This is a genomic window from Cytobacillus oceanisediminis (assembly GCF_004366035.1).
Lineage (GTDB): Bacteria > Bacillota > Bacilli > Bacillales > Cytobacillaceae > Cytobacillus > Cytobacillus oceanisediminis_C.
This window is the reverse complement of the sequence record NZ_SOEE01000004.1, coordinates 454,728-471,046: the sequence shown is the minus strand read 5'-3', so window position 1 is coordinate 471,046 and position 16,319 is coordinate 454,728. Positions and strand designations below refer to the sequence as shown.

The following is a 16,319-nucleotide window of genomic DNA, read 5'->3' as shown; positions in this document are numbered from 1 at the left end:
GTCTGTGATTACACTTTCAGAAATAAGGATTATAGGTCCAATTAGTCTAGCGTGACCCCAAAGCGATGAAATCCGAATTTAAGGGCACCTACTTATTCCAGAATCCTGCCCTTTTGCTTAATAACAATTATTTCAAATTTTTAGATATTTAACAATTTTTTATTCAATTATCTGGCCCGATTGTTGAATAAGAAAAAAATCCTGCAATACAGGATTTTTGATCGAACTTTTTTATAAACGGTTAAACTTTGTTTAAAACGGTGCGACTTTTTTCAAAACGGTGCAACTTTATTTCAAAGCAACATCTAATTTGTTGATAAAATATTGGCGCTCTAGGATTTCAGCCGATATTTTATTTATTTCTCTTTCGGCCACAGCCTGATCCTGGATACTGCCCACTTTAATATTTTTGTACTCATTGACTAGGACAATAGCATTTTGCACCTCTTCAGCTCCCATAGTCTTTCGTACCTTTGTGCCCTTATCCTTTATCACTTTATCGTTTTGTGCTGTCATTGACTTAATTTTGCTTCTCTCTCTTGTGAAATCAGTCTGTATTTGCTGTGCTTGAAGCTTAAACTCTTCTCCGGCTCTTACTCTTGCTTGCTCAAACTTCCTATGGGCTTCATCAAGTTTTTGTTTCGCTAATTGAGGATTTTTAGTTCTTAATTGATTGAACTCTGCTTTTGCTCTTTCAAGATTTACTTCAGCGTCTTTTACTTTCGCAAGTTTTTGAATCTCTGCAAGTTCGATCTGGAATTTGTTCATTTCACCCGCTTTTTTAGTACCAATATTATTATTTTCCCAGGTTGCAAAGGGTACTCCTTTATACCTTATATAAATCCCATAAAACTAATTCGCAAAATATCTAATTTTAAAAATTAAATTTAGTATTTTTTTGCTAACAAAAAACTCGGAGCCTATGCTGTCCACGCTTTTTTAAAACAAAAGTATGTGATTACCATTCTTCATAATATCAAGAGAAAAGATCAATGATTTGTAACTAAAAAGATCTTCCAAATTTTAGCCCCTTTTTATCAAGGACATCACGTATCATTTGTTATTATTTTTTATTGAAAATCCAGTTAATAATATCAGGCTATACGCCCAGAGCAGCCAGGAAGCGAATAAAGGAAGAGAAACATCAGTTAAATTTGGAAAAACTTTTGCAAAATAAATAATGCTTAATATATCCAGCAGCATTCCTGGAAGAGCGATTTGCACAGCTGCCTTTAAACGCTCTGTTTCTGGAATATTCCTAAAATAATAGTAAGGATAGGTTGCAATTGTAATTAAAGGAATTGCCAGAATAAAAATCGCAAGCACAAAAAATACCTGTTCCGGAATTAAAAAAATCTGCCCAAATAAACGGAATAATATTGTTGCTGACATCCATAATAAAACGCCCCATGCAATGTTAAGCATAAAATACACCTCCTGCAAAGATGTGCTTTATTATTCGCTGGAAATCGTTTACCTCCTGCTAATAATTGGTGAATTTTATGTAAAGATTCTTCAGGTGTTACACTGCATCAGGATATTATTTTCTGACTGGTACATATAAATCAACCTTACATTTCCCCTCTTCATCTTCAGCGGGATTATTCAAATTAAACTCAAGGTTGTGCCGATCATAATCCGGTTCATAATCGCTATTTGGCAGCCATTCCCCAAACATGTATTGATAAACAAGATTCAATTTATCAGGGATATCATAGAAATGATACAGAGCATAATCTCCGCCAGGCAGCTTTCTAAATTTCACTTTTTGATGTTTTTCTTTATCAAAACCCTCAGGAATGGTAACGCAGGCATCGTGGCGGCAATCCTTGCTTTCCACCAGTTCAGGATTATCCAATGAAATGCCGATAAAAGATTGCTTTGGCGGCAACAGCCCATAGGTGTTTGCCCAGCTAATCAAATCTCCCCAATGATCCTGCAGTTCAAAATAACTTCCGGTACGCCTGATATATGCAACTTCAGTTTGGGGTAATTCCATTACAATGATATTCATTTTCACATCTCCTTTATGGAAGTATTTACCTCAAACAAATTTCGGCACCTTTTTTAAATTTCCTCCTCCCTTTGCTTTTTTTCCAATAAAAAAAGCGCGCAGCTTTTATAACTGTACGCGCTTTTATATAGCAAATGCATGATTGCCGATTTTTTTCACAACTTCACGTGAAAAGATCCACTGGCTTGTAGCTGTTTCAGGGTTATAAAAATATAGGAGCTCTTCGTTTTGCTCCTTATCCACAAGAGCTGTCTCAACGGCCTGAACTGCTTCATTACTTGCCGGTTCATTGATGGAACCATTTTGAACAGGTTCAAAAGCATTCTTTTGATAAATAACATCCTTGACTGTATCCGGGAATTGTTCATGCTCGACACGATTCAGCACCACGTCAGCAACCGCAACTTTCCCTTCAAACGGCTCCCCTTCTGCTTCAGCCTGTACAAGTCGGGCGAGCAGCTTTTTTTCTTCCTCTTGGATAAATCGGTGATCCGTTGATGATGACTCCTTCGCGTTAACCTCAACTTTTTTATATGTCAGTGTTTCTGCACCTTTCTGATCTATTGTCTCAGCATCGAAATGATCAGCAGGAAACACGCTATATGAACCCATAATGAGTGAAATGGCAGCAACAAACGTTACTAAATTTTTCATTTGTAAACCTCCTGTTTGTAGTTTTTTAGGCAAAAACAGGCCACTTACAAGGCTAACAGGTTTACACTGATAACTCATTAGTGAATCTATGGGAGAATTACCAGTCAAGAAATAAGAAAATTCAATTTGCTCTAATAATAAACTAAGATGTATATTTGTTATAGCATGCCTTGAAAAATACATAATTAAACATAATGGTTAACAGCCTGGAAAATAAATGAGGTGTTAAATTAAATGAAAGTACTTGAAACAGATCGATTAATTCTTCGCTGGTTAACTCCAGATGATGCAGAATTCATTCTCGAACTTTTAAATGAACCTGCATGGATTCGTTTTATTGGCGATAAAGGTGTACGTACCCTTGAGAATGCTAAAAATTATATTGTGACCGGCCCCATGAAAATGTACTCGCAGATGGGCTTTGGCCTTTATATGGCAGAACTCAAGGAAGGAAGCACTCCTATTGGAATGTGCGGTTTGATAAAAAGAGATTCTTTAGAAGATGTGGATATAGGCTTTGCTTTTTTATCCAAATATCAAAATAAAGGTTATGGTTACGAGTCAGCCTCTGCTACACTGAGATATGGACATGAACAACTCGCTCTTAAGCGGATCCTGGCTATCACATCCCTAGACAATCATGCTTCCTCCAGGCTGCTTGAAAAGATTGGCATGGACTATGAAGGAACGATTTATTTGGATATGGAAGAACTTAAATTGTTTGCATCTATATAATGAATTATTGAAATATATTTTCTATCCTGAAAAAAGGAACCTGTCCCCTAGCTCATAACATATTTACTCAGCCAGGATCAGGCACCTTTCTTACATGAATAACGATCCTGCCCCTTATAATAGGATCTTTCAAAAAAATGGTCAGGACCACACCAAGACGTTTGCTAATAGGTAAGCAAACAGGACCAATCCCTCTCAGATTGGTCCTGTTTGTTTAATTTTTCCCCAAAATCTGTTTGATAAGTTTTTTGTTCCCTTTGGTTAATATGTTCTCATAGTCAATGTATTCGTAAATATCGTCTGTTATGCTGCTGCTAAACTGTGCTAGCTCTTCGACCGTTAAGTCTTCAATCGCCATCTTTTGCTCTTCACAATAGATAATGAGCTTGCCGACGATTTCGTGAGCATCTCTAAATGCAGTCCCTTTGCTCACTAAATAATCTGCAACTTCGGTTGCGTTCAAGAAACCTGCTTTAATGGCAGCTTTCATGTTTTCTTCCTTTACCAGGAGCGTATCAATCATTTTTGACATAATTTCAAGGCAGTCTATCACAGTATCGACTGCATTAAAAAACTGTTCTTTATCTTCCTGCATGTCTTTGTTGTATGTGAGCGGCAATCCTTTCAGTGTCGTAAGCAATGAAAAGAGAGAACCGTATACTCTGCCTGTCTTGCCTCTAATAAGTTCAGCTCCATCCGGGTTTTTCTTTTGAGGCATGATGCTGCTTCCCGTTGAATAGGCATCATCCATTTCGATAAATTTGAATTCCTGGCTGCTCCAGAGAATGAGTTCTTCACTTAAGCGGCTTAAGTGCATCATTATAATTGAAAAACTTGACATGAGTTCTAGTAAGTAATCCCGATCGCTTACCCCGTCTAAAAAATTGTCTACCGGTTTAGCGAACCCCAAAAGGTCTGTGGTTATTTGACGGTCGATGTTGTGTGTTGTACCTGCCAATGCACCACATCCAAGCGGGTTTTCATCCAAAATGTCAATGGCATTCTGGACTCTCTTTTTGTCACGGCTAAACATTTGTACGTATGCACCCAAATGATGGCCAAATGTTATGACCTGTGCCCTTTGCAAATGTGTGTATCCAGGCATAATGACGTTATTATTTGCTGCTTTCTCATTTAACGAATGGATAAGTTGCTGAAGGACAGTCACCACTTCTCCGGCTTTATTTTTTGCATAAAGTCTCATGTCAATCGCCACTTGGTCATTCCTGCTTCTTGCAGTATGAAGTTTCTTTCCTATGTCACCAATTCTCTTTGTCAGATTCATTTCAACAAAAGAATGGATATCTTCATATTCGCCTTCCACTTTCAATGCACCAGACTCTATATCGCTTCTGACCGATTCCAGCCCATTAATAAGTAAATCACCTTCAGACTCTGTAAGTAATTTACATTTTACAAGCATTTTTACGTGGGCAATGCTTCCCGTTATATCCTCATGATACAGCCTATTATCAACAGGTAATGATGTATTGAATTTCTCCATGATTTCATCTTCACGTTTAGTGAATCGTCCGCCCCAAAGTTTCACTTATAATTCAACCCTTTCACTATGCTTTCTTGTGTGTATTTTGGATAATACAAAAACAGCTGCTATAAGCAGTACTATCGTCAAGATTAAAGTGAATGCACTTCCTGTGATCCCTGCAACGACAAATCCGATTAATGCAATCGATCCATTAATGAGTGCATATGGAAACTGCGTTTTTACGTGATCGATATGATCCGTGCCTGCCCCTGTTGACGATAAGATCGTCGTATCGGAAATTGGTGAACAGTGATCTCCGAAGATACCACCTGACAAAACAGCTCCTATACAAACTAACAAATGCGCATCCAGACCTACAGCCATGGGAATGGCTATTGGGAGCATAATCGCAAATGTCCCCCATGACGTCCCGGATGCAAGAGACATCCCCGCTCCGACTAAGAATAAGATTGCAGGTATGATGAACGATGGAACATTTCCTTTCATCGCCTCAACTATAAACCCTGCAGTCCCCATTTCATTAATTACTTTCCCAAGCGACCAAGCAAGGACAAGTGTAACTGCAACGTAAACCATTTTCTGCATTCCAGTTGTATAAATATCAATAATCTCGCCGAACTTTTTCACTTTATAAATAATCATTAAGACGACAATCGATAACGCCGCAAATAGGTACGCAGCACTTAAAGAGACCCTGAATTCATTTCCTGGTACCGGCTCAAACGGGAAGCCGAATGAAATTAACAATCCAAAAAGGGTGATGAATAATACCAATAGCGGCAGCCAAATTAATACGGCATGTCCATTTTTTGTAATCTCCTCCACACCTTCTGGTTTTCTAAGAGGTCTCGACTCAGGCCAATACAGATTGCCTGTTTGCTGCACTCTATTTTCCGCCTTTGCCATCGGTCCAAAGTCCAATTTTGTCAACGCCACTAGAGGCACCATTGAAACGGTCAATAGTGCATAAAACTGAAATGGAATGACTTGAATAAGCGTACTGAATTCAGATGTGTTTATGTTCAGCAATTCAAATTCTTTTTTTATAAGCCCCATTATATATACGCCCCATCCGATGAATGGGATCAATACTGCGACGGGAGATGACGTTGAATCGATGATCCATGCAAGCTTCTCCCTTGAGATTTTGGCTTTATCGAAAATCTTTTCAAAAACTGGTCCAACGATTAGTGGTGTTCCCAAATCGGAAAAGAAAATTATAATTCCTCCAAACCACGCAGAGATTTGCGCTTTTGCTCGTGTGTTAATGTACTTTAGGGCACCTGAAGCAAGTGCTGCCCCTCCACCCGACTTCTCCATAAGTGCTACAAACCCGCCAATGAAAAATAATAAAACTAAGACTGCTGCATTGTAACTATCCGCTACTTGCGGAAATATAAAATTTCCGATTACTTCCATTGTCGCTTCGAAAGGACGGCCTCCCACAAGAATCAGGACTCCAATATACACTCCGGAGAACAGGGATACGATAACATTCTTTGTAAGTATTGCAAGAATTACAGCAATAATCGGTGGTATTAAAGACACCAGACCCATGTGATCAATAAACAAAATCTCCCCTTAAACTAAGTAATGTCGCGCTTTTTTTATACATCCTATTACATAAGGGTAAATGTTTAATAATTACCCTAAATTAAATTATATTTAACGCTTCTATTAAACGCAATAACAATTTAAAATTTTTAGATAATTTTTCAGTTCCAATATAAAAAGACTGTTGAGGTGATTATTCCCAACAGTCTTAAACAATTTTATTTGGCGAGTTTGTCAGTTTGTAGACTCGTCTCGGTCTTCCCCTCGCCGGGTATTCTTCCACCCCGGTATATTCAGCTAAACCCGCATCACATAAACTTTCTATGAAACGTCTTGTATTTCTTTCATCCTTAGATAGTTGAATTGAAATCTCTTTGACTGTGAATTCCTTTATTCCTGCATTCCTTATTAAAGCAAATAGTTCGATATAATGTTTAACATTGATTTTCTCGTTTTTAAGTTTAGTCATAAAGTTTTTATCATTAAAAAATGGGAAATCAATCTTTTCTATGTTTTCACTATCTACTACAACGACTTCACCATTTTCGTGAACAATAATAATAGAACCAAATCTCTCTTTGGATTGTTTTAGTGCATTGTTTGCATTCAGTTCCGCTGAAAATATAGTTTCGCCGAATCCTATGCCTACCCCCACCTTTAACCCAGACTCCAATATCAATTTGTTTACTGTCTCTTCAATCTTTCCTATTTCCCGTTCACTATCACCGCGAGAACTAAATATTAAATAGCGGCCCAGCCCTTTTTCAATTAGTGATCCATTCAAGTGTTCACTTAGGTTTATTAATATCTCTTTTAATTTCAATTCCATATACTGGAGCTGATATGTTTGTTTTGAACTTTTGAAGTGATTTTCCAAATGTCCCATTTCAAATAGCTGAACAGCAACTTGGGACTCCATAAAGTAAAAAGTCTTTATTTTTTCAGAAAGTATGTTTAATGTATGGCGGATTTCAATATCACTTGTTGAAATTCGGAATGCAGGAATACTCATTTCTTTTAGTTGTAAATATACTTCTTCAAAGCAAGTGATTGCTCCCTTTGTCTCACCATTTTCCCATAAATGTTTGTGGAAACCTATTAATTCTTCTGTCGATGTTTTTTCGGAAAAAGTTTTCACATAAATCTTTTCGGGTTTAATATTGAGTTGGTTAAAAGCAGTCTCTAAATGACTTTTTGAAATCTCATCTATGCTAAATTGATCTAAAAAAGAACCCGTTTTGTATGCGAACTCCAAAAGCCCTTTGAAAATTCCAGCTTCAGTATGGTCGATATAAATTTGTTTTTCAGTATTTCCTGCCACTTCACATGCAATGGTATAAGAAATTTTCCCTGAAAAAATCCATAAATCAACATTGTTATTATTATTTTTTATTATCTCTTCAGTTTCCCGCACTTCTTTATACGGATACGTTAAATAAATTACATCTAGCTTTAAACCTTGTGCGATATGTATGATTCTTTCTACTGAGGATTGTGGACCGACGACCCCCACCCTAAACATGAACAAGCACTCCTTTAATAATAGCGATACAATCTTCTTTCCAGTTTAATGATACACATTATTCTGTAAATTATTAAGTTTGATTTTTATTTTTTATACTTCACTTCTATTCCTTAATCTAAATTTGCCAAAAGCAGATGGACAGTTAAACAATAAAAACAAAGGTATGTTAGATGAACAGGTCAGAAAAACAAAAAGATCAGACAAGCTTTAAAGGTGCCTGCCCCGATATTCATTCATGTCCAACAAATTATCACGGCGTGAGTCAGGCACCTTTAATTGCACAAGTTGTTTTTCTCTTTTATTAGGCAATATTAACTTTAAATGTCCAGCAGATATTTCCTCAGTATTCCCTTTATCTTTTCATTCGCAAAAGAAGCATCCACACTATTCATATATATATGTTTATAATCCTCAGCACTCATAGCAAATTCATTTGAGACTATATCACATTCCTTTGCCATCGTTGTATCTGATACCGTTCTGTTGTCCGTATTAACTGTTACTTTTATGCCATCCTTATGGAAGACGTAAATTGGATGATCGCTGAATTGGTTAACAGCTTTGGTTTGAACATTACTGGTTGGGCACATCTCAAGTACCACTTGTTTTTCCTTCACAATTTGGTATGCCTCTTCACAGTCTTTAATAAATACACCGTGTCCAATTCTTTCAGCTCCCAGCCATTCAACGGCCTCCAGCACATTTTTACCGATTCCCGTTTCACCGGCGTGGATGGTGACTTTGTATCCATATTCTCTGGCCAGCGCGATCGGTTCAATGAATTTTCCGCAGAAGCCTTCCTCTTCGGATGCACATAAATCGATGGCGACAACCCCTTTTCCCAGAAATTTCTTTCCTTTTTCGACGACCTCAAATGCACTTTCCACACTCATCGTTCGCATGCATGACAAAATGATATTTCCTTTAATGTCAAATTCCTCTTCTGCTTCTCTCATCCCTTCAATCACACTTTGGATGATTGCTGCTACGGATAATCCCTTTCGCGTATGAAGTAATGGGGCAAAGCGTACCTCCATGTATTTCACATTTTCCTTTGCTGCATCTTCAAAGAGCTCAAAGGAGATTCTTTTTAAATTTTTCTTTGACTGCATAACTAAGTTAGGAATGGAGAATCTTTTTAAATATTCATCCAAGGATTCGCAATCCAACGGGGCAATTAGTTCTTCTTTGATTTTTTCTTTATCAAAAGAAGGCAGGCTGACGCCCTCTCTCTTCGCGATATCTATGATGGTTTCTGGCCTGACACTCCCGTCCAAATGACAGTGAAGTTCAATTTTAGGCATAATAGCAAAATTCATAGCTGGACCTCCTAGATTTTTTTACAAAAAAAAATTCCTGATTACGAAGAAAATACAGCACATGTATCTTCTTCGTAATCAGGAATTATTGGTTCCTGGTAGAGACCTCCAAACCATATTATTGGAGTTATACGAATGAAAGTATTTCATTAGGTTTTTTAAAAGGATAAATAATATTATCTTTTTTGTCAATCACTTATTTAAAATTTTAGCAGCTCTTCAATATGCCCTATTGCACTAAGAAGCCGTTCCTTATAATCTCCGCTCAGAGTTTTGTAATCAACCTTATGATTGTTCAGCAGTGTTTTTAGAGCATCGTTGTTTTGGAGCCTTACCTCGTGCTCTCCATGAACACGAAGTCCATCATCCACCCATTTCACATCAGGTTCAAGGTATAGCCACAGGTCATAATCCTGGAGGCTCGCTATTTCATCCAGCACTGTTTGATGCTCATTGTTGTATAGATTTGAGTAAAATTGAGTCACAATTGCCTCTGTGTCGATAAAAACAACCCTGTTCGCTCTTTCAATCGCTTTAATTTCTTCAAGCTTATGGCCATAAGCAATTTTGTGGTAATCTTCCTTAACTATGATACCTTCACAGCCGCCTAGTTCTTCGCATACAATTCGGCCATATTCCTCAACATAGGAAGTATTATAGACTTTAGCAAGATTTCTTGTCAGGGTAGATTTCCCGCAGCTTTCAGTTCCCACGACAACAACCTTTTTTACAAAATAAGGTTTAACAAAGTCAGGAATGTACCCCCAATGATGAAAGACGCCTTCATTACGGATCGCTGTTGCCGCTATATTCACATGTCCCCGATTCGGATCAATTAATTCGTGTTTCGCCTCAGGATAAAGTTCATTAAAGATATCGCTATACTCATACTCTGAACTAAATACATAATCAATGCGCTTTCCAATTGCCTTTTTAATTTTCCTGGCACCTTCAGCCCAATTGTAATCTTCATTCCCCTGATCGTCTTTAATGGAAATGACCTTAACATGCGGCATATCTTTTGTTAATTGACTCAGCCAGCGCAAACGGATATGAGGCAGAATATAATCCATTTTAGAATGCTGGCACAATTGCCTGTCACGCATTTCGCTATGGGACAGAACAACGTACAGTTCGTCAACGAGGGATGTGGCCTGGACGATGGCATAGACGTGGCCAAGATGCAGCGGGAGAAACTTGCCTCCAATAAACCCGACTGTCATTTAAACCGCCTCCTTATTCTGTTTCACATATAATTTCCGCCAGTTGATATAACCATAAATGCTGTTGACCAGGAAAGCAGTCCACATGACTAGCATCGAAAAGTCATTGCCGCCCTGTGTGATGAGAGCACCCGCCCAAAGAATAATCGATAATACATTAACCGAAATCCACAGGAGCCATTGCTCTGCAAACCTCTTTAGCATTAATATTTGCGCTGTTATTGATAGGACGTTTGTAGCTGAATCCGTCCAGACAAAATTGCCCTCTAAATATCTAAGGAAAAACCCGTATCCAATTGTAAGGCCGACAATGGATACTAATGTATAAAGCCAGCCCTTTTTTGTCAGACTTTTAACTTTCACATCTTCCCCTCTAACATCCCGATTTGTTTTATGCTGTCTCCACAGGTAAATTCCGATAAACTGCACCGGAAAATAAAACAGGGCATTAAGCATGGCTTCACCATAAAGCCCATAACCGTAAGCAATATAAGCATAGGTTAAGGTCTGCACGATGCCAAAGTAATAGTTTGCAATCTTCCCCTTTGCCACCAGCACCACACATAACATGCCGCTTATGGATGATATCAGGCCAAGCAGTGAATCCGACCAGGCAAAGAAAAGATAAATGTTAACCAATGTAAAAGTGATCAGCCATATCATTTCAAACCGCGTCCAGTTCTTAAAAATCCCCATGTGAATCTCTCCCCTTATATGATTTGCTTTTCACCCTTGCAGCTTATTTCTATAAACGGACACAATCGGCTGGAAGTCATTAAATCGATAAAGCTGAGCCGGCGTCTTGGAATATCGGTTCGATTTCTTAGGCTTTCCGTCTTCCAATACCGCTTCAATAAAAGGCAGTGTCGGTGCTTTTCTGAAAAAGGCAGCATCAGTCGAGATCGAAGGATCATCCAAAACTGTCAATAAGACGCCCTGAAGTTCAGAAAGCACAAATTCCTCAGGAAGAAAATGCTTAGCAAGTGTTGTGAGCGCCATATCTTTTTTAATAAACCAGAGTGCATCATCCATAATGGTCCGATGATCGAATGCAAGATCAAGTTCAAGTGCTTCTGCAAGAGTAAACAGCCCAATTTCAGAAGCATCATAAGTCTTTTTCCGGCTCCTTAATGCCGCTTCACTTGCAGTGACATAATGTGCATTAGAAATAATCCATCCCCGCAGATCCCGCCCGGGAGAATCATAGACACCAAAATGCTTTATTTTCAATCCTTCCACTCCGGTTTCCTCCGCTAACCTTCGCTCTGCCGCCTGAAAAGCTGTCTCTTCGGGAAGGACAAATCCTCCCGGGAGTGCCCACTTCCCTGCTTCCATGTTCGAATTTCCTTCATGGTCCAGCTCACTTCTTTTAATCAGCATGATTTTCAGCTCTTTTTTTGGAGGTTTATACTCTCCAACTTGTTCAGATGTGATTGTAAAAACGGCAATATCACTTGTATAACCGTCTGGGGTAATAAATTGATTATTCAAATTGGTTCACCTCTTTTTTAATTAACATTTTGTTAATTGTTAATTAAAATATATTCCATTATTTTCTGTAAGTCAAGATAATTTTACAAAGAGGATTTCTTATAAGAAAAAGATGCCTATTCCCTCATTCATTTACCTTTTACCGCAGATTTGAGTAAAAAAAAGAAAGTGCCTAATCATTAGACACTTTCTTTTTTATCTTAATGTTGGTTTTTAACTACTTCTTGACCACGGACATTCCACGTTACAGCGAAGATTATGGCCGCAAGGACACAAGATGCGGTTAATAGCATAAATCCTGCATCCCATCCAGATGCATCTACAATGACACCCATTAATGCATTAGCTGTTACAGTACCTCCGAGGTAACCAAACAATCCAGTTAATCCTGCTGCAGTTCCGGCTGCCTTTTTAGGAACAAAATCAAGTGCTTGAAGGCCGATTAACATTACCGGTCCATAAATAAGGAAACCGATCGCAATCAAACAAATCATGTCGATCGTTGGATTTCCTGCCGGATTAAACCAGTAAACAAGAACAGCGATCAATACTCCCAGCATAAACACAAATCCTGCAGGACCGCGGCGCCCTTTGAAAAATTTATCTGAGATCCAGCCGCATAATAGTGTTCCCGGTATACCCGCCCACTCATATAGAAAATAGGCTACGCTGGACTTGCTCATATCGAAGCCTTTTTCTTCGCTCAAATAAGTTGGTGCCCAGTCCAGTACACCATATCGGACGAAATAAACGAAAATGTTTGCAATAGCAATGGCCCAAACCCATTTATTATTTAATACATACTTGAAAAGAATTTCTTTTGTTGTTAATTCTGTTTCAAAGGTTTTCTTGGTTTTACTTGGATAATCATTGCGATATTCTTCAATGGATGGCAGCCCAACCGATTGAGGAGTATCACGAATGAGGAAGTAGGCAATGAATGCAACAATAATGGCTACAAGTGCAGGTAATATAAATACACCTTCATAGCCTGAAGAAGAGCTTCCTGCTATACCTGCGAACATGGCTGCACCCGCCACTGCAAGAGGTGCCATTAGCCCCCCGCCGACATTATGGGCTACATTCCAAACGGCTGTTTTGTTTCCTCTTTCATTGATGCTGAACCAGTGTACAAGAACACGGCCAGATGGCGGCCAGCCCATACCCTGGAACCAGCCATTTAAGAAAAGCATAATAAACATTATAGCAACAGATGAAGTAAAGAAAGGTACAAACCCCATTAATAAAGAAATAATAGCAGAAAGAATTAACCCTGCAGGCAAGAACATCCTTGGATTACTCCGGTCTGAAAAGGTCCCCATGACAAATTTACTGATGCCATAGGAAATAGAAATAGCAGATAGTGCAAAGCCAAGTTCAGTTTTAGAAAAACCTTCTTCAATAAAGTACGGCATGGCCAGTGAAAAGTTTTTCCGGATTAAATAATACGCTGCATAACCAATGAAAATTCCCAGAAATACTTGAAATCTAAGTTTTTTATACTCAGAATCAATTTGTTCTTCAGGCAATCTTTCAATTGGTGGAGCAGGCTTAAACAGTTTGAACATTCAGGTTCCCCCTAAGATAGATTTGACAACAATATTAACTGCTAAAAAAACAAAACCCATACTTTAATAACACTTCCAGGAATGAAAGTGCAAAAAAGCATGGGTTCTCCGTTTCTCCACCATAGTTAACTTGTTATGTCAAAATTCTAGTATTATTTGTAAACGATGTCAATAGCTTATAAGACTATTTAGATTGTTTTCGAGAGGTACAAAAAAGGTGCCTGCCCTCTTTTAAGGTCCAGACACCTAAATACATATCTACAGCTTCACTTCAACTGGCTTAACTGCCGTTTTTACTTCACTTTTTACAGCAGGTTTCTTCGACCAATAAGTTGCAAGAATTGGCCCTGAAATGTTATGCCAGGCAGCTGCCAGCACACTTGGAAGTGCTGCCAATGGACCAAAGTGTGCAGTTGCAAGTGCAACACCTAAACCGGAGTTCTGCATTCCAACTTCAATAGCAATCGCTCTTCGGTTTACTTCATCCTGACCAAGTACTTTTCCTGCAAAATAGCCAAGCAGGAGTCCGAATCCATTGTGGAGCATAACGGCTGTAAAAATCAGAAGCCCAGACGCCGCAATGGTTGCTGAATTGCCTGAAACGACTGCAGCCACAATCGTGATAATAGCAGCTACCGAAATAAGCGGTAATACAGCTAAACTTTTTTCTACTCCCACAGGGAAGAATTTCTTAATGGCCAAACCCAGAACAATCGGAACAATGATCACTTGGACAATGGATTTAAACATGGCTACAGCATCAACCGGCATCCATTGGCCGGCAAGCAAAAGGAGAATCAGCGGTGTCATGATCGGCGCCAATAGAGTTGAGACGGAAGTCATAGCGATGGATAACGGTACATTTCCCTTTGCCAGATACACCATAACGTTAGAAGCCGTTCCCCCAGGTACACAGCCAAGCAAAACTAGTCCTGCTGCCAATTCTGCCGGCAAATTCAACAGTTTCGCAATGACGAAAGCGACCAGCGGCATGATGATGAACTGTGCACAAACTCCGATTAACACAGGCAGCGGTTTGGTAAAGATGATTTTAAAATCGACTGCCTTCAGTGTAAGTCCCATTCCAAACATGACGACGCCGAGAAGGATGGTAATATAGCCTCCTAACCCCAAAAATGGGTCTGGAAACATAAAGGCAATAACCGATGTTAAGATAACCCACACAGCAAAATATTTTCCTGCAATGGTACTGACCGCTTCTAATACCTTCATATCATCACGCTCCTTCTTTTGTCTTTAAGATTTTATTGGGATTAAAAAGGTTATCTGGATCCAAGGCCTGTTTGATTTTTTCCATCACCTGAAGAGCCTGGCCATGTTCTTTTTGCTGATATTTCTGCTTCCCTACCCCTACACCATGTTCACCCGTGCATGTTCCGCCGCGTTCCAGGGAATAAAGGACAATTTGTTCATTGAACTTTTCAGCCTTAGCCACCTCTTCCGGGTTGCTCATATCAATCATTAGAAGTGTATGATAATTTCCATCCCCCACATGACCGACGATGCCTCCAGGAAGTCCCAAAGAATCTACCGCTTCCCTTGCATGGCTTATAGCGCCAGAAAGTTCTGAAATCGGAAGGCATACATCCGTCACCATCATTTTCTTTCCGGGATGGCCGTGGATATAAGCATAAGCAAGGTTATGCCGGGCCTCCCACAAACGATTTCTTGCGGCATTATCGGTTTCAAATTCAATATCAAGACAGTGATGGTCTTCGACTATTTCTCTTGTGAACGCGATATCCTGCTTCAAACCGGCTTCATTGCCGTGAAATTCCAAAAAGAGTGTTGGACTTTCGTTATAGTTTGTTTCACTGAACAGGTTCACCTGCTTCATGGATGGTTCATCAACAAGCTCTACCCTGGCAATTGGAACACCTGCCTGTAATATGGATACAACCGCTTCAACCGCATCGTTCAAGGATGGAAATGAGGCTCTTGCCGCCATCACATGCTCCGGAATTCCATATACTCTTAATGTCAATTCCGTAAAGCAGCCAAGCGTCCCCTCTGAACCAACGAATAAGCCATTCAAATGGTATCCCGAAGAGGATTTAGCAGCTAAATTTCCTGTATGTATGATCGCCCCATCAGCCAGAACCACTTCCAAATCACGCACCTGATCACGCATGACTCCATATTTCACCGATGTTGTTCCGCTGGCATTAGTTGCCGCCATTCCTCCAAGCGTAGCATCCGCTCCCGGATCCACAGAGAAAAACAGTCCATATTTTTTTAATTCCTTGTTAAGCTGCGTGCGGGTCACACCAGGCTGTACCCGGACAAGGAAATCATTTTCACGCACTTCGAGGATTTTATTCATTAAGGAAAAATCAACCGTAATTCCATGTTCGTACGGTATGACGTGCCCCTCGAGACTGGACCCCAGACCAAAAGGAACGATTGGAACTTTATATTGGTTTGCCAGCTTTACAACTTCACTAACCTGCTGGGCTGTTTCAGGAAAAACCACAATATCGGGAAGGCTCTCCTTGTGGTATGATTCATCCCTTCCATGCAATTCTCTTACTGTCTGATTTTCTGTTACCTGCTGCTCAGAAAGAACCTCCTTTAAAGCATGCACGAGGCTCATACTAGCTGTTTCCATCCTATATTCCTTCTTTCTTCTGCTGAAAATTTGGTCAAACCAATGCTATAATTGGTCCAACAAGTTAAGTCAATTATACTAACTTATCAGAAAAATTCAA

At 39.3% G+C, this 16,319-nt stretch carries 15 protein-coding genes and 1 riboswitch; of the genes, 1 reads left to right on the top strand and 14 read right to left on the bottom strand.

The window, feature by feature from the left end:
* Positions 1-288: 288 nt before the first annotated feature.
* The 4 genes from DFO72_RS13115 to DFO72_RS13100 form a co-directional block, all read right to left on the bottom strand.
* Complete coding sequence (locus DFO72_RS13115; protein ID WP_113882102.1) at positions 289-768, bottom strand: hypothetical protein; 480 nt, start codon at positions 766-768, stop codon at positions 289-291.
* A gap of 285 nt (positions 769-1,053) precedes the next feature.
* Positions 1,054-1,425, bottom strand: coding sequence for a DUF5367 domain-containing protein (locus tag DFO72_RS13110; RefSeq protein ID WP_113882101.1), 372 nt, complete (start codon positions 1,423-1,425; stop codon positions 1,054-1,056).
* A 115-nt stretch (positions 1,426-1,540) separates the two neighbouring features.
* The gene (locus DFO72_RS13105; protein ID WP_113882100.1) at positions 1,541-2,014 is read right to left on the bottom strand and encodes an AraC family transcriptional regulator; all 474 of its coding nucleotides are present in this window, start codon (positions 2,012-2,014) and stop codon (positions 1,541-1,543) included.
* A 123-nt stretch (positions 2,015-2,137) separates the two neighbouring features.
* Positions 2,138-2,668 (bottom strand): cell wall hydrolase, encoded by a 531-nt coding sequence (locus tag DFO72_RS13100; RefSeq protein ID WP_113882099.1) that lies wholly within the window; start codon positions 2,666-2,668, stop codon positions 2,138-2,140.
* A gap of 234 nt (positions 2,669-2,902) precedes the next feature.
* Between DFO72_RS13100 and DFO72_RS13095 the strand changes: the two genes are divergently transcribed.
* Positions 2,903-3,403, top strand: a complete 501-nt coding sequence (locus DFO72_RS13095; RefSeq protein WP_113882098.1) for a GNAT family N-acetyltransferase — start codon at positions 2,903-2,905, stop codon at positions 3,401-3,403.
* A gap of 214 nt (positions 3,404-3,617) precedes the next feature.
* Here the strand turns inward: DFO72_RS13095 and argH are convergent, their stop codons facing one another.
* The 10 genes from argH to DFO72_RS13045 form a co-directional block, all read right to left on the bottom strand.
* On the bottom strand, positions 3,618-4,952 hold the full coding sequence (gene argH, locus DFO72_RS13090) for an argininosuccinate lyase (RefSeq protein ID WP_113882097.1): 1,335 nt from the start codon (positions 4,950-4,952) through the stop codon (positions 3,618-3,620).
* A complete protein-coding gene (locus DFO72_RS13085; RefSeq protein ID WP_243856146.1) occupies positions 4,953-6,482 on the bottom strand; it encodes a Na+/H+ antiporter NhaC family protein in 1,530 nt (509 codons plus the stop codon). It lies immediately after the preceding gene.
* Positions 6,483-6,672: 190 nt separating this feature from the next.
* Positions 6,673-7,986 carry a hypothetical protein gene (locus DFO72_RS13080; RefSeq protein WP_113882096.1) on the bottom strand — a complete coding sequence of 438 codons (1,314 nt, stop codon included), beginning with the start codon at positions 7,984-7,986 and terminating at the stop codon, positions 6,673-6,675.
* A gap of 320 nt (positions 7,987-8,306) precedes the next feature.
* On the bottom strand, positions 8,307-9,308 hold the full coding sequence (gene add / locus DFO72_RS13075) for an adenosine deaminase (RefSeq protein WP_113882095.1): 1,002 nt from the start codon (positions 9,306-9,308) through the stop codon (positions 8,307-8,309).
* A 55-nt stretch (positions 9,309-9,363) separates the two neighbouring features.
* A riboswitch (purine riboswitch) is annotated at positions 9,364-9,463 on the bottom strand.
* Positions 9,464-9,508: 45 nt separating this feature from the next.
* The gene (gene nadR / locus DFO72_RS13070; protein ID WP_113882094.1) at positions 9,509-10,531 is read right to left on the bottom strand and encodes a multifunctional transcriptional regulator/nicotinamide-nucleotide adenylyltransferase/ribosylnicotinamide kinase NadR; all 1,023 of its coding nucleotides are present in this window, start codon (positions 10,529-10,531) and stop codon (positions 9,509-9,511) included.
* Entirely contained in the window at positions 10,532-11,227 is a 696-nt protein-coding gene (pnuC, locus tag DFO72_RS13065; protein WP_113882093.1) for a nicotinamide riboside transporter PnuC, read from the bottom strand.
* Positions 11,228-11,257: 30 nt separating this feature from the next.
* Positions 11,258-12,022, bottom strand: a complete 765-nt coding sequence (locus DFO72_RS13060) for an NUDIX domain-containing protein (protein WP_113882092.1) — start codon at positions 12,020-12,022, stop codon at positions 11,258-11,260.
* 200 nt (positions 12,023-12,222) lie between these two features.
* Complete coding sequence (gene glpT, locus DFO72_RS13055) at positions 12,223-13,590, bottom strand: glycerol-3-phosphate transporter (protein WP_113882091.1); 1,368 nt, start codon at positions 13,588-13,590, stop codon at positions 12,223-12,225.
* 258 nt (positions 13,591-13,848) lie between these two features.
* Complete coding sequence (locus DFO72_RS13050; protein ID WP_113882090.1) at positions 13,849-14,823, bottom strand: bile acid:sodium symporter family protein; 975 nt, start codon at positions 14,821-14,823, stop codon at positions 13,849-13,851.
* Between the two features lie 4 nt (positions 14,824-14,827).
* Positions 14,828-16,219 carry an FAD-binding oxidoreductase gene (locus tag DFO72_RS13045; protein ID WP_113882089.1) on the bottom strand — a complete coding sequence of 464 codons (1,392 nt, stop codon included), beginning with the start codon at positions 16,217-16,219 and terminating at the stop codon, positions 14,828-14,830.
* Positions 16,220-16,319: the final 100 nt, after the last annotated feature.